This is a genomic window from Limimonas halophila, from assembly GCF_900100655.1.
Lineage (GTDB): Bacteria > Pseudomonadota > Alphaproteobacteria > Kiloniellales > Rhodovibrionaceae > Limimonas > Limimonas halophila.
This window is the reverse complement of sequence record NZ_FNCE01000002.1, coordinates 211,458-225,187: the sequence shown is the minus strand read 5'-3', so window position 1 is coordinate 225,187 and position 13,730 is coordinate 211,458. Positions and strand designations below refer to the sequence as shown.

Below are 13,730 nucleotides of genomic sequence, written 5' to 3'. Positions count from 1 at the left end.
TTTCAGTCCAGTCGGGAAATCGGACCGCCATCCGCCGGCACCTCAAATTCGAGGCCATCCACGCCCGGTTCCACGCCCGGCGGGCAGTTGGCCGCGAGATCGGCATAGTCGAGCGTGTGGTTCATGTGGGTCAGGATGGCCTGCTGCGGTTGCACGCGCCGGACCCAGCTCAGCGTGCGGTCGAAGTGGGCGTGGCTGGGATGCGCGGCGTAGCGCAGACAATCCACGACCCAGACGGAAATGCCGTCCAGGGCCGCGAAGCCGTTTTCCGGGACCGTGTGGGCGTCCGGGGAATAGCCGATGGGCCCGATGCGGTACCCCAGGGTCGTGATCGGGCCGTGCTGCTGCTCGAACGCCACGCACGACAAGCCCGCCACCTCGAATGGCGTGTCCAGCGGGATCTCCCGCGCGTCCAGCAGGGCGGAATACAGCGCCCCGGTGGTGTGGGCGGCCTCGAAGGCGTAACCGAAGCGCTGGCGCAGGTTGGCCAGGGTTTCGCCGTCGCCGTAGGCGGGGATGGGATGATCGCGCGTGTAGACCAGCGGCCGCAGATCGTCGAGACCGTGGCAGTGATCGGCGTGGCTGTGCGTGAACAGCACGGCGTCCACCTTCGTGACCCGCGCGTCGAGCAGTTGCTCGCGCAGGTCCGGCGAGGTGTCCACGAGGATCGTGACCCCCTCGTGCTCGATCAGGATGGACGGCCGCCGGCGCCGATTGCGCGGGTCGCCCGGATCGCACGCGCCCCAGATGCCGCCGACGAGCGGCACCCCGCCGGAGCCACCGCACCCGAGCACGCGCAGCTTCATGCCGCCCGGTCCAGGCGCGCCGCGCTGAACAGCCGGAAGAAGTTCTCGGTGGTCAGGGCCTCGAAGTCCGCGATCTCGTAGCCCAGGTGCTCGGCCAGATAGTCGGCCGTGTGGCGCGTGTAGGCCGGCTCGTTGGGCTTGCCGCGCTTGGGCACGGGCGCGAGGAAGGGCGCGTCCGTCTCCACCAGCAGCTTATCGCGCGGCACGTCCTGCGCGATCGCCCGCAGCTCCTGGGACTTCTTGAAGGTCACGATGCCCGAGAAGGAAAGGTAGAAGCCGAGGTCGAGCGCGGCTTCCGCCAAACCGCGCCCCGAGGAAAAGCAGTGCATGACGCAGCCGTACGGGCCGCCGCGCTCGTACTCGTCGCGCAGGATGTGGGCCACGTCATCATCCGCGTCGCGGGCGTGGACGATCAGCGGCAGGCCCGTGCGCTGCGCCGCGCGGATGTGTTGGCGGAAGCTGGTCTGCTGCGCCTCGCGCGGCGAGGCGTCGTAGTAGTAGTCCAGGCCGCTCTCCCCGATGCCGACGACCAGCGGGTCGTTGGCCGCCAGCTCGATCAGGCTCTCGGGATCGGTCAGCCCCGCCTCCCCGGCATCGTGGGGATGCACGCCCACGCCGCACCAGACGTTCGGATAGCGCTCGGCGATGGGGCGCACGGTGTCATAGCGCGCCGGGGTCGTGGCGATCGTCACCATGCCCGCGATGCCCGCGCTTTTGGCGCGCGTCATCGCGTCGTCGAGATCCGTGTTGTTCGCCACCATGTCCAGGTGGCAGTGGGAATCGATCAACATGGCGTCCGTGTCCGTCCGCGTGATCGGGGCCCGTCAGGCCTTCTGTTCCTCGGCCTCCACGTAGCGCGGGAACACGCCCTTCGGTTTCGGAATGGCGCGCCCCGGCTGCAGGCGCTGCTCCAAGTCCGCAAAGGTGCGCTCGTCGCGCGGCTGGTCCATCTGGTCCAGAAGCTGCGCCGGCCCGTTCGGCATGAAGGGCTGCGTCAGGATCGCCAGCCGGCGGATCACCTCGGCAGCGACGTAGAGCACTGTCCGCATGCGCGCGCGGTCCGTCTTGCGCAGGATCCACGGTGCGGTGTGCTCCATGTAGCGGTTCGCTTCGCCGACGACCTCCCAGATCGCCTCAAGCGCGGTGTGGAAGGACTGCGTCGAAAGGCTCGCCCGCACGCGGTCCAGCAGGGCCGCGGACGAATTGAGCAGCGCCTCGTCGGCGGCCATGAGCCGGCCGGGCTCCGGCACGGCGCCCTCGCAGTTCTTGTGGATCATGGACAGCACGCGCTGGCCCAGATTGCCGAAGTCGTTGGCCAGGTCGTTGTTGATGCGGCCCACGATGGCGCGGTGCGAGAAGTCGCCGTCGTTGCCGAACGGCACCTCGCGCAGCATGAAGTAGCGGACCTGATCCAGGCCGTACTGCTCGATGATGTCGTAGGGATCGATGACGTTGCCCAGCGACTTCGAGATCTTCTGGCCCTCGTTCGTCCACCAGCCGTGGGCGTAGACGCGCTTGGGCGGCTCCACGCCCGCGGCCATGAGGAAGGCCGGCCAGTAGATGGCGTGGAAGCGCAGGATGTCCTTGCCCACCATGTGCAGGTCGGCGGGCCAGAACGCCCGGAACAGCTCGCTTTCCGTCTCCGGATAGCCGACGGCCGTGATGTAGTTCGTCAGCGCATCCAGCCAGACGTACATGATGTGGTCCGGGTCGTCCGGCACCGGGATGCCCCAGGAGAAGGTCGTGCGCGAGATCGAAAGGTCGCGCAGCCCGCTCTTGACGAAGCTGATGACCTCGTTGCGCCGCGCCTCCGGGCCGATGAAGTCCGGGTTGCGCTGGTACAGGTCCAGCAGGCGGTCCTGCCACTCGGACAGGCGGAAGAAGTAGCTGGGTTCCTCCACCCAGTCCGCGACCGCGCCGGAGGGGGCGTACATCTGCCCGTCCTCGCCGCGGGTCAGCTCGTCCTCGCTGTAGAACGCCTCGTCGCGCACGGCGTACCAGCCGGCGTAGGCGCCAAGGTAGATCTGCCCGTTGTCCTTCAGCCGCTGCCACAGCGCCTGCGCGGAGCGCACGTGGCGCGCTTCCGTGGTGCGGATGAAGTCGTCGTTGGAGAACTGCCAGCTCGCGGACAGCTCGCGGAAGTTCTGCGACATGCGGTCGGTGAAGGCCTGCGGCGCCATGCCCTGGGCCTGCGCCGAACGCTCGACCTTCTGGCCGTGTTCGTCCGTGCCGGTCAGGAAGATCACCCGCCGCCCGTCGAGCCGCATGAAGCGCGCCAGCACATCGCAGGCCAGCGTCGTGTAGACGTGACCGATGTGGGGATTGTCGTTCACGTAATAGATGGGCGTGGTGATGAAGTATGCCGGCTTCTCGAACTCGGCCCCATCCGTCATCAAGCTGTCCTCTTGTCGGCCGACTGACCGCCCGAGCCGCGCGATGCCGCTTCCACCTCCAACAGCGCGCTCAGGAATACCTGGCGCTTGTCGAGGTTGCTGGTCTCGGCACGGTCGAACAAGCGGGCGGCCTTGTCCCACACATCCAGCCAGTCTTCAAGGTGGGCGCGCCCGGCCAATGCCTGCAAGGCCGCCCCCTCGCCCGTCACCAGCTCGTCCCCGGCGGTGCCGGTCGCGCCCGTGCGGATGACCCGGCCCAGCCACTGCCGCAACAAGCCCGCGGCCACCGCGAAGGTCGCGTGGTCGGCGGCCAACCGGTCGGCCAGATCCGGCAGCGCGCCCGGCTCGCCGTTCGGCAGCGTGCCCAGCGTGGCCACGATCTCGCGGTAGATGCGGCCCGCGTGCATCTCCGCCAGGGTCTGGGCCCGGCCGGGCGCGCCGTCGCTCAGCCGCGCGACCAGCTCGGCTTCGGGCGCCGAGAGCTCGGGCAGATGCCCGCGCACGATGTCCGCCGTCTGCGCTGCCGACAATGGCGCCAGCCGGATGGGCGTGCAGCGGGAGCGGATGGTGTCGTGCAGGCGCGCGGGCTGATGGCTGATCAGGAAGAAAAGCACCCGCCCCGGCGGTTCTTCCAGGTCCTTGAGCAGCGCGTTGGCGGCGCTGGCGTTGAGCGCGTCGGCCGGGTCCACCACGACGATGCGCCAGGGCGAGCGCGCGCTCTGCATGGCGCAGAAGCGGCTGGCGCGCCGGGCCTCGTCCACCTTGATGACGGCCTGCGTGCCCTGCCCCGCCTCCGGCGGCTCCAGCGCCAGCAGGTCCGGGTGTTCGCCATGCGCGATCTGGACCGCGCCGTCCGAACCGGCGGGGTCTCCGGCCGCGAGAATGTGGCGCGCCAGCCGGTAGACGAAGGTGGCCTTGCCGACACCGTCCGGCCCGCTCACCAGCCGCGCGTGCGGAAAGCGGCCGCGGTTCCACGCCGTCAGGGCGTCTTCGAACGCGGCGTCGTGGCCGATCAGGGCCTCGGTTTCGCGGGGATGCGCGACCATGCGGTCCTCAGTGCGACAGGCCGAACCGATCGTTCACCGCCGCGACCACGTGGCGGTGCACCGTTTCTGCGTCCGCCCGAGCGTCGATGACGCGGCAGCGGTCCGGCTCCGCCGCGGCGATTTCCAGAAAGCCCGCGCGCACGCGTTCGTGGAAGGCCATTGGCAGCGTTTCGTAGGGATTTTCCTCACCGCGCGCCCGCGTGCGCGTCAGGCCCACGTCGGGCGGCACGTCCAGCACGAGCGTGAGGTGCGGGCCGGTTCCGCCCGTGGCATGACCGCTCGCCTGCCGGAGAAAGGACGTGTCCAGCGCGTGCCCGTACCCCTGGTAGGCGACCGTGGAGTCCGCGAAGCGGTCGCTTACAACCCAGGTTCCGGCCGCGAGCGCGGGCGCGATCGCGGTGCGCACGTGCTCCGCCCGCGCGGCGCAGTGCAGGAAGGCCTCCCCCGCCGGCGACCACGTGTGCGTGCCGTCCACGAGCAGCCCGCGCACCGCTTCCGAGGCGGGACAGCCGCCCGGTTCGCGGGTGGCCAGCACGTCCATGCCGCGCGCGCGCAGCCACTCGGCGAGGCGCCGCACTTGGAGACTCTTGCCCGCGCCCTCGCCGCCTTCGAATGTGATGAACGCGCCGGCTGTCATGCCGCGTTACTTGGTCTCCGGTGTCGGCGGCCCGAAGAGCAGGAACTGGAGGCCGCCCGCCAGGCGTCCCACGGGCCCGAGTTGGTCGACGCTGCGCGCGGCCACCAGCGGGATCGTCGTGGTGTCCTTATCCGGCGCCTCCAGGCGCAGCGTGGCCAGCCGCTCGCCCTTCTCGACCGGCGCGGGGACGGGGCTGTCGTAGATCACCGTGGCGGTCAACTCCTCGCGCTTGTCACGCGGCAGCGTCATCTTCACGTCCTTCCGCGTGACCAGCGGCACGCTGCCTTCGGTGCCGAGCCAGAGGCGCGCCTTTTCCACCGTTTCGCCCTTGGCGAAAAGCGTGTAGGTGCCGAACTCGCGGAAGCCCCACTTCAGCAGACGGGCGGCCTCATTCTCGCGGCCCGATGGCCGGTCCAACCCCGCGACGACGACAATCAGCCGACGCCCGTCGCGCTCGGCCGAGGCCGTCAGGCCGTAGCCAGCGTTCTGCGTGTGGCCCGTCTTGAGGCCGTCCACACCCATGCCGCGGCCCAGCAGCGGATTGCGGTTGAACTGCCGGATGCCGTTCCAGGAGAACTCCCGCTGGCTGAAGAACTCGTACAGCTTCGGGAAGTCCTCGATGATGTGCCGTGCGATCTGGGCCAAGCCGCGAACGGTGACGCGGTGATCCGGGTCGGGCCAACCGGTGGCGTTCTGAAAAGTGGACTTGTCGACGCCAATTTCACGCGCCTTGCGCGTCATCAGCTGGGCAAAGGCCTCCTCCGTGCCCGCGACACCCTCGGCCAGCGCGATCGAGGCGTCGTTGCCGGACTGGACGATCATGCCCTTGAGGAGGTTCTCGACCGAGACCTCGTTGCCCACCTCGACGAACATCTTGGAGCCGCCCTTGCGCCAGGCCTTCTCCGAGATGGTGAAGGTGTCGTCCAGGCTCAGGTCGCCGTTGCGGATGCGGTCGAAGACCACATAGGCCGTCATCATCTTGCTCATGGACGCCGGCGGGATGCGCCGGTCCGGATGCTTGGCGTAGAGCACCTCACCCGTCGTGTGGTCGAGGACGATCGCTTCCTCGGCCTTCGTCTCCAGCGCACGCGCGGCCGGCTGGCCGAGGGTGAGCGCGGCGGCGAGAACGGTCAGCGCAAGCCAGGAACGGCGTAGCATCATCTCGGCTGGACTCCATCATCACGTCACGGCCATCACGTCACGGCGCGCTCGCTTTCCGTGGCACGCGAGCACGCCAAGAATATGACGGCACCAGGGACTCTTTCCACGAAGGTTTGGGTGCGAACCAAGCGGAAAGAGGCCCATCTCATTCATGTTCGGGTAAATTTTCCGCCCAAGGCGTACCACCTTGACAGAATTCACCCTAGCGGATCACGACCTCGGCCGTGGGCACCCCGGCCCCAGCCAGTTGGTCCAGCAAGCGGTTAACGGCCGACACGCCACCGAGCGGGCCGAAGCGCACCCGGTAAAAGCGCTGCCCGTCGATCACGGCCTCCGCAATGAAGGGCTCGCCGAGGCGCTCCAGGCGGCCGCGAATCCGTTCCGCGTTGGCTTCCCGCACGAACGCGCCCGCCTGCACGAACAGATCGGCCGCCGCCAGGTTGTCGGGGCGCTCGGTGCCGTCGCTCCAGGCCTTGACCGAGAGCGTGCGGCCCTGATCTCCGGCTGCGCCGGTCCGGACGGCATCCGGCGCCGTGGAGGCCCGCTGCACGTCGAGATCGGTGTTCGCGGCCGCCCCGCTCCCGGTCGAGCCGTCCGTCGTTCCATTTGTCGCGCCGCCGCCTTCCGTGGAGCCGCCGCCGTCGCCGCCCGAGACGACGCCGGGCTCCGCCGCGGCGACGCGCGTGCCGCCCTCGCGTTGTTTCGCGGCAGCGGCCATGCGCCGGCTTTCGTCTTCCAGCACCTCCACGCGAACGCGGGTGGTGCCCTCGTCCTTGAAGCCGAGCAGCCGCGCGGCGCGGCGTGTCACGTCGAGAATGCGGTCGCGGGCGAAGGGGCCGCGGTCGTTCACGCGCAGCTTCACCACCCGGCCGTTCTCCAGGTTGGTGACCCGCACCATGCTGGGCAGCGGCAGCGTGCGGTGCGCCGCCGTCAGCTTGGTGCTGTCGAAGATTTCGCCGTTGGCCGTGCGCCGGCCGTCGAACTTGCGACCGTACCAGGAGGCGATGCCCGTCTCGGTGTGGTCGTAGTCGACGTGCGGTTCGTACCACTTGCCGTTGATCTTGTACGGCACACCCACCTTGTAGGTGCCGCCGGTCACGGTTTCGGCGCTTCCGCCCGGCACGTTGCCTTCGACGCGCGTCTCCGCCGGCCGCTCGGGCCCGGCGCAGGCGGCCAGCACGATCCCGGCGCCCAGCATGCCGACGAGAGTGCGCGGTCCTGGCCGCATCAGCCGCTCCGAAACGGTCGCGATCCTCATCCGGAACGATAAGCCGGGGTGGCGGCGGCGCGCAATCGGGATTACCCCTTCCGGTCGGCGATGCGCGCTTCGAGCTGCTTCAACAACGCCGGCGAGGCATAGCCGTCGGCGGGATAGCCGTTCGCGGCCTGGAAGCGGCGGATGGCCGCGCGGGTGCTTTCACCCGGTACGCCGTCAACCGGCCCCGCCTCGTGCCCCAGCTTGTTCAGCAGGGTCTGGATGCGCTCGACCTCATCGAAGGAAACCGCACCCGAGTCGGCGTCCCGGCCCGTTTGCAGCTTCGGCATCCCGGCGATGCGGTCGGCCAGATGCCCCACCGCGACGCCGTACTTGATCGAGCGGTTCCACGAGAGGATGTGGCGGAAGTTCTCGTAGACCAGGAAGGCCGGGCCCTCGTGGCCCTGCGGCAGCACGATCGACCCCTGCCAGCCGTCGGGTGTGGGCAGCGGATCGCCGTTCGCTTTGCGCACGCCCATCTCCGCCCAGGTGTCGAGCGGCTTTTTCACGTCCAGCTGCGCCTGCTTCCAGGGGAAATCTCCCGGCAGCCGCACCTCGCGACCCCAGCGCTCGTCGCCTTCCCAGCCCATGTCGCTGAGGTAGTTGGCCCCCGAGGCGAAGACGTCGTGCAGGTCGCCCCAGATATCCTTGCGGCCGTCGCCGTCGGCATCGACAGCATGGCGTGTGAAGGTGGAGGGCAGAAACTGCAGGTGGCCGGTCGCCCCGGCCCAGGAGCCCGTGAACGAGCCGGGCTCGACGTGGCCTTCGTCCACCATCTCCAGCGCGTGGAAAAGCTGCGTGCGGAAGAAGGCGCTGCGCCGGTCGTCGTGCGCCAGCGTGGCAACGGAGCCGATCACCGGGAAGTCGCCCAGATAGCTGCCGAATCCGGTTTCCATGCCCCAGAAGGCGACGAGGAAGCGCGGCTGAACGCCGTGCTCGCGCTGGACCGCGTTCAGCAGCTCGCGGTGCTTGTCGAGCAGCTTCCGGCCCTTTTCCACGCGTCCCGGCGTGACGCGGTCGTCCATGTAGGACCAGAAGGTGCGGATGAACTCGGGCTGGCTGCGGTCCAGCTCGATCACGCGCTCAATCGGGCTCAGGCCCGAAAGCGTCTTATCCAGCGTGGCCTTGGCGATGCCCTGCTCGCGTGCTTCCGCACGCACCCCGTCGAGCCAGGCCTTGAAATTGTCCTGCTGAGCGGTGGCCGGCGTGGCCGCCACGGTCGCGGCGAGTCCAAGGACACTCGCCAGCGTTCGCATTCCGCGCATGCGCGTTTTGCCTCGTCGCTGCTGCTCCGTCGATCGCGGGAGCCTAGCATTGCACCTTCGGGGCGCCAGCCCGTTTTCGTGTCCTCCGCCGCAGGACGTGAGGGATGGACGGCCCGTGCCCGGCCTTGCTAAAGGTCGGATCGTTCTCGCGCGGAGGGGTGGCAGAGCGGTCGAATGCACCGGTCTTGAAAACCGGAGAGGGTTGCACCCTCCGTGGGTTCGAATCCCACCCCCTCCGCCAGAAACGCTGGCGCCTTTCATCGGGTCTTTTCGCCACCGCTTCCCGTGAAGAGCGACACCTGACGCGTTGAATCGTGCAGCTGATGTAGGCGCGACGCGTTCGCCAGCGGGCAATGCGTCGCGTGCCAAACAGCGGCGGTTTGCGACCCTGGGGCCGCGAAACCGCCGTACGAAACACCGCGATCAGTACGTCAGCACCGTGCGGATACCCTCGCCGCGCTCCATCATCTCGAAGCCTTCGTTGATGTTCTCGAAGGGCATGACCTTCGTGATCATCGTGTCGATGTCGATCAGGCCTTCCATGTACCAGTCGACGATCTTGGGCACGTCGGTGCGGCCCCTGGCGCCGCCGAAGGCGGTGCCCGTCCAGTGCCGGCCGGTAACCATCTGAACCGGGCGGGTAGAGACCTCTTCGCCCGCGCCGGCAACGCCGACGATCACGGACATGCCCCAGCCCTTGTGGGCGGACTCCAGCGCCTGGCGCATCAGCGCCGTGGAGCCGACGCATTCGAAAGTGTAGTCGCCGCCGCCCTTGGTCAGCTCGACCAGGTACTTGGTCAGATCGCCGTCGATCTCGTTGGGGTTGACGAAGTCGGTCATCCCGAACTTCTCGCCCCAGGCCTTCTTGTCGTTGTTGATGTCCACGCCGACGATCTGGCGCGCGCCAACCATGCGGGCGCCCTGGATGACGTTCAGGCCGATCCCGCCGAGGCCGAAGACGATCACGCGCGCGCCCGGCTCCATCTTCGCGGTGTTCACCACCGCGCCGATACCCGTGGTGACGCCGCAGCCCACGTAGCAGACCTTGTCGAAGGGCGCGTCCTCGCGGATCTTCGCCACCGCGATCTCGGGCAGCACGGTGTAGTTCGAGAAGGTCGAGGTGCCCATGAAGTGGTGCACCATCGAGCCGTCCTTGAGCGAGAAGCGCGAGGTGCCGTCGGGCATCACGCCCTGCCCCTGCGTCTCGCGGATGGCCTGGCACAGGTTCGTCTTGGGGTTGAGGCAGTACTCGCACTCCCGGCACTCGGGCACGTAGAGCGGGATGACGTGGTCGCCCGGCTTCACGTCCTTCACGCCCGGCCCGACGTCCTGAACCACGCCGGCGCCTTCGTGGCCGAAGATCGCCGGGAACTTGCCCTCGGGATCGCGGCCCGAGAGCACGAAGGCATCGGTGTGGCAGATGCCGGTCGCCTTGTTCTCGACCAGCACCTCACCCTCCTTCGGGCCCTCCAGATGCACCGTCTCGATCGACAGCGGCTTATTGGGCTCGAAGGCAACGGCTGCGCGTACGTCCATGACAAAGCTCCCTGATGCAGCAAACGGCGATGGTGGGCCGTGGTCTCCCCCGCGGCTCAGCCCGTCAGGCCGCGATAATGATGGTTGAGGTGGTCTTCAACGAACGTCTGAATGAAGTAGTATGAGTGGTCGTAGCCGGGCTGCATGCGCGTTTGCGCCGGCTGGCCGGCTTCCTGGCAGGCCTTGCTGAAGATCTCCGGGCGCAGCTCGCGGCTCAGGAACTGGTCGTCATCCCCCTGATCGATCAGGATGTTTGCGCCCGAGGGCTGCTGCTTGACCAGCTCCGTGGCGTCGTACGCGCGCCAAACGTCCCGGTCCGCGCCCAGGTAGTTGCTGAACGCCTTTTCGCCCCACGGCACCTGCATGGGCGCAGAGACCGGAGCGAAGGCGGAAACCGTGCGGAACAGCCCAGGATTGCGCAGATGCAGCGTCAGCGCGCCGTGGCCGCCCATGGAGTGGCCGAAGATGCCCTGGCGGCCCGTGTCGACGCTGAAATTCTCGGCGATAACATGCTGAAGGTCCCGCGTGATGTAGGTCGCCATGTTGTAGTGGGACGACCACGGCGTCTGCGTGGCGTCCAGGTAGAAGCCGGCGCCCGTGCCGAAGTCGTAGGCGTCGTCCTCGCCCGGCAGGCCGCAACCGCGCGGGCTGGTGTCCGGCATGACCAGGGTGATGCCGAGCTTCGCGGCCACACGCTGCGCGCCCGCCTTGATCGTGAAGGTCTCGGGCGTGCACGTCAGGCCCGCCAGATAGGTGAGCATCGGCGTTTTCACGCCGTCGAGCGCCTGCGGCGGCTCATAGACGGCGAAGCTCATCGTGCACTGCGTCGCCTCGGACCAGTGGCGGTAAAAGCCCTGCATTCCCTCGAAGCAGCGTTGCCGGCTGACGGTTTCGACCATCTGGCTCTCCAATCCTGCGTCGTGGCTTTCGTTATGTGCCGGTATGGCTGGCGACAGGCCGCACGAGGGTGCCGCCGCTCATCGCCGGACGCCTGCCCAGAGGCGACATCGCGGTTTGCATGAGCGCACGGCGGACCGGCGCGCAGCCCGCCAGCGCCCGCACGCCCAAGTGCCGCGCCGCCCGCAGGGCCGGGTTGCGCGTCATCACCGCGCGGTTCAGTGCGTCCACCCCCGCGACGCGCGCGACGACATCGGGCCGGCGGCGCCGCTCGTAGCCGCGCAGAATCGCGTGCGCCCCGATGTCCTGGCCGTTGCGGCGCGCTTCGGCAAGCGCTTCCGTCAGCACGGCCACGTCGGTCAGCCCCAGGTTAAGGCCCTGCGCGCCGATGGGCGGCAGGCCGTGCGCCGCCTCCCCGATCAGCGCGACGCGGTGCCCGGCGTAGGCATCGGCCAGCAGGGTCGTCACCGGGTAGGTTCCGACCCGGCCGATGTCCTCGATCCTGCCCAGCGTGCCGTGGAGGCGCTCGGCAAAGATGCGGCGGAAGCTGGCGCGATCGAGCTGCGAGAAGGTTTCGGCGGCGCGCTCGCGCTCCACCCAGACGACGCTCGAAGCGTTGCCGCGCATGGGCACCAGCACCAGCGGCCCCTGTGGGCGGTGAAATTCCGTGGAAATGCCCTCGTGCGCGCGGCTGTGGGCGACGGAAAAGGCCATCGCCGTCTGCCCGTAGGCCCAGGCGCGCGCCGCGATCCCGGCGGCGTCGCGCGTCATGGATTTCTTGCCGTCGGCGCCGATGACGAGCGTGGCGTGGATTTCCCGCCCATCCGAAAGCGTGGCCTCGGCGTGCGGGCCGGCGAAGCGCAGCTCTTCGACCGTGCGGCCGCTGAGGTGCTCGGCGTTCGGCAATTCCGCGAGGCGCGCGATCAGGGCCTGGCGCAGCGTGGCGTTCGGGACGTTCCAGCCGAAGGGGCCGCCGCCCGGCAGGTCGCGGGACTCGAACGTGGCGGCGTGCTTCGGGCCGCCGGGGCCGTCGTCCACGATCCGCATGGTCCACAGTCCGGCCGAGACATCCGTGCAGGCGTCCCAAGCTCCAACCGCGCTCAGCGTGCGCACGGCGTCGGGGAAGAGCGCGGTGGTGCGGCCGTCCAACCTCGGCGCCGCCGCCATGTCCGCGGGCGCCGGATCGACGCAGCCCACCTCGAAGCCCGCGCCGGCCAGCGCCGCCGTGGCCGCCAGCCCTGTGATGCCGCCGCCGATCACCAGGATGTCCGTTGCCGTCATGCGCCCTCCCCGTGCCCGGTTGCCGCAGGCAAGATGGACGTGTGGGACACCCCGATCCAGGTCTGCGCGTATTGCAGGCTGCGGCCGGTGCCCGCAGGCTCATGGTGCAGCCGAGACGCGCCCACCGAACAAGAACCAATCAGGCAGGTGACGTGTGACGTTTTCCGGCCACGCCCCGCCCCGCAATCCGCGCCCGTCGCAGCCGCCCGTGAACCTGCCGCGCGCGGTGGGCTATCTGATCGCCATCAACGCCGCAGTGTTTGCGCTGCAGAACGTCGTGCCCTGGCGCTGGGCGAACTGGATCGTCACGCACCTCGGCTTCGTGCCCATGCGCTACGCCGGCGGGCCGGCCGAATGGGACCTCTGGGCCTACGTCGGCCCCATCACCCACCAATTCCTGCACGGCGGCGTGGTCCACATCCTGGTGAACATGGTGATGCTCGCCGCGTTCGGGAGCGGCGTGGCGCGCACCCTGGGCAGCCGCCGCATGCTGGTGATGTACCTGATTTCGGGCCTGGCCGGCGCCCTGGCGCACTGGTTCGTCTACCCGATGGACAGCGCGCCGGTCGTGGGCGCATCGGGCGCGATCAGCGGCCTGTTCGGGATGGTGCTGCGCCTACTGGCCCGGCATCCGCACGGCGGTGGGCTGTCGCGGATCTGGCCCGTGGCGCTGATCTGGGTGGGGATCGCCGTGTTCACCGGGATCGGCGGCATGCCCGGCGCCGGCGACGCCCGCGTGGCGTGGGCGGCGCACCTCGGCGGGTTCGCGGTGGGCTTTCTGGCCTTCGATCTCGCCCTGATCGGCTTCAAGCCGTGGCGGGTGAAGTAGCACAGACCGTCGGCCAATCCCGCGCGACATGCGCCGCGACCGGCCGCCGTGTCAGCGCGAGGAATCGGCCCAGGAGCGTTCCACCGCTTGCTGGTCCTGGATTTCCGTCAACTCCTTGCCGATGAAGTCGCGCAGGCTGACGATGCCGACGACCTTGTTGTTTTCCTTCACCGGGAGGTGGCGGAAGCCCTTGTCCTGCATCGTCTTCAGGGCGTCCACGGCCTTCATGTCCGGATCGGCCGTCTCGATCTGCGCGGTCATGACATCGGCGACGGAGGTCGACTTCGGGTCCAGCCCGGCGCCGACAACGCGCTTCACCAGATCGCGCTCGGTGAAGATGCCTTCCAGCTTGCTTCCGTTCATCACCAGGACGGCGCCCGCGTCGGTGCGCATCATGATGCGCGTGGCCTCGACGACATTGCTGCCGCCGTCGACGCTGACGGGCCGGTTGCCGCCCAGAATGTCCCGCAGCACACGCTCGCTCATCCGCTCGTCCTCCCCTTGCACGGCCTCTTTACGGAATCTTACCGGTTTCGCCGAAGTAGCCGCAAACGTTGCGATACCGCGGGCCTTCGTGCAAACATCTTTGTAATGGACCGGACAGTCCAAAAATCGGGGACGCAC

General features: G+C 68.8%; 13 protein-coding genes and 1 tRNA gene. 2 read left to right on the top strand and 12 right to left on the bottom strand.

Annotation, left to right across the window (positions count from 1 at the left end; genetic code table 11):
* Positions 1–2: 2 nt before the first annotated feature.
* The 8 genes from BLQ43_RS04055 to BLQ43_RS04020 form a co-directional block, all read right to left on the bottom strand.
* Positions 3–806: an MBL fold metallo-hydrolase gene (locus tag BLQ43_RS04055; RefSeq protein ID WP_090018846.1), complete on the bottom strand. Its 804-nt coding sequence runs from the start codon at positions 804–806 to the stop codon at positions 3–5.
* Entirely contained in the window at positions 803–1,597 is a 795-nt protein-coding gene (locus BLQ43_RS04050; RefSeq protein WP_090018845.1) for a TatD family hydrolase, read from the bottom strand. Before BLQ43_RS04050 ends, BLQ43_RS04055 begins: the two co-directional genes overlap by 4 nt.
* Positions 1,598–1,630: 33 nt before the next feature.
* Positions 1,631–3,199 (bottom strand): methionine--tRNA ligase, encoded by a 1,569-nt coding sequence (gene metG / locus BLQ43_RS04045; RefSeq protein WP_090018844.1) that lies wholly within the window; start codon positions 3,197–3,199, stop codon positions 1,631–1,633.
* On the bottom strand, positions 3,199–4,245 hold the full coding sequence (locus BLQ43_RS04040; RefSeq protein ID WP_090018843.1) for a DNA polymerase III subunit delta': 1,047 nt from the start codon (positions 4,243–4,245) through the stop codon (positions 3,199–3,201). Before BLQ43_RS04040 ends, metG begins: the two co-directional genes overlap by 1 nt.
* Positions 4,246–4,252: 7 nt before the next feature.
* The gene (gene tmk / locus BLQ43_RS04035; RefSeq protein ID WP_090018842.1) at positions 4,253–4,882 is read right to left on the bottom strand and encodes a dTMP kinase; all 630 of its coding nucleotides are present in this window, start codon (positions 4,880–4,882) and stop codon (positions 4,253–4,255) included.
* A 6-nt stretch (positions 4,883–4,888) separates the two neighbouring features.
* Positions 4,889–6,043 carry a D-alanyl-D-alanine carboxypeptidase family protein gene (locus BLQ43_RS04030; RefSeq protein ID WP_218119111.1) on the bottom strand — a complete coding sequence of 385 codons (1,155 nt, stop codon included), beginning with the start codon at positions 6,041–6,043 and terminating at the stop codon, positions 4,889–4,891.
* Positions 6,044–6,245: 202 nt separating this feature from the next.
* Positions 6,246–7,271 (bottom strand): septal ring lytic transglycosylase RlpA family protein, encoded by a 1,026-nt coding sequence (locus tag BLQ43_RS14880; protein WP_218119110.1) that lies wholly within the window; start codon positions 7,269–7,271, stop codon positions 6,246–6,248.
* A 71-nt stretch (positions 7,272–7,342) separates the two neighbouring features.
* A complete protein-coding gene (locus BLQ43_RS04020; RefSeq protein WP_090018840.1) occupies positions 7,343–8,563 on the bottom strand; it encodes a lytic murein transglycosylase in 1,221 nt (406 codons plus the stop codon).
* 152 nt (positions 8,564–8,715) lie between these two features.
* Between BLQ43_RS04020 and BLQ43_RS04015 the strand changes: the two genes are divergently transcribed.
* A tRNA-Ser gene (locus tag BLQ43_RS04015) sits at positions 8,716–8,804 on the top strand.
* A gap of 182 nt (positions 8,805–8,986) precedes the next feature.
* On the opposite strand, the gene BLQ43_RS04010 is transcribed toward BLQ43_RS04015, so the two are convergent.
* The 3 genes from BLQ43_RS04010 to BLQ43_RS04000 are packed head-to-tail and all read right to left on the bottom strand — an operon-like array spanning position 8,987 to position 12,277.
* The gene (locus tag BLQ43_RS04010) at positions 8,987–10,099 is read right to left on the bottom strand and encodes an S-(hydroxymethyl)glutathione dehydrogenase/class III alcohol dehydrogenase (protein ID WP_090018839.1); all 1,113 of its coding nucleotides are present in this window, start codon (positions 10,097–10,099) and stop codon (positions 8,987–8,989) included.
* 56 nt (positions 10,100–10,155) lie between these two features.
* Positions 10,156–10,998 (bottom strand): S-formylglutathione hydrolase, encoded by an 843-nt coding sequence (fghA, locus tag BLQ43_RS04005; RefSeq protein WP_090018838.1) that lies wholly within the window; start codon positions 10,996–10,998, stop codon positions 10,156–10,158.
* A gap of 31 nt (positions 10,999–11,029) precedes the next feature.
* On the bottom strand, positions 11,030–12,277 hold the full coding sequence (locus BLQ43_RS04000) for an FAD-dependent monooxygenase (protein WP_090018837.1): 1,248 nt from the start codon (positions 12,275–12,277) through the stop codon (positions 11,030–11,032).
* 208 nt (positions 12,278–12,485) lie between these two features.
* Here BLQ43_RS04000 and BLQ43_RS03995 point away from each other — a divergent pair, with 208 nt between their 5' ends.
* Entirely contained in the window at positions 12,486–13,106 is a 621-nt protein-coding gene (locus BLQ43_RS03995) for a rhomboid family intramembrane serine protease (protein ID WP_143006148.1), read from the top strand.
* A gap of 51 nt (positions 13,107–13,157) precedes the next feature.
* Here BLQ43_RS03995 and BLQ43_RS03990 read toward each other — a convergent pair whose 3' ends face one another.
* Complete coding sequence (locus BLQ43_RS03990; RefSeq protein WP_176758504.1) at positions 13,158–13,592, bottom strand: CBS domain-containing protein; 435 nt, start codon at positions 13,590–13,592, stop codon at positions 13,158–13,160.
* Positions 13,593–13,730: the final 138 nt, after the last annotated feature.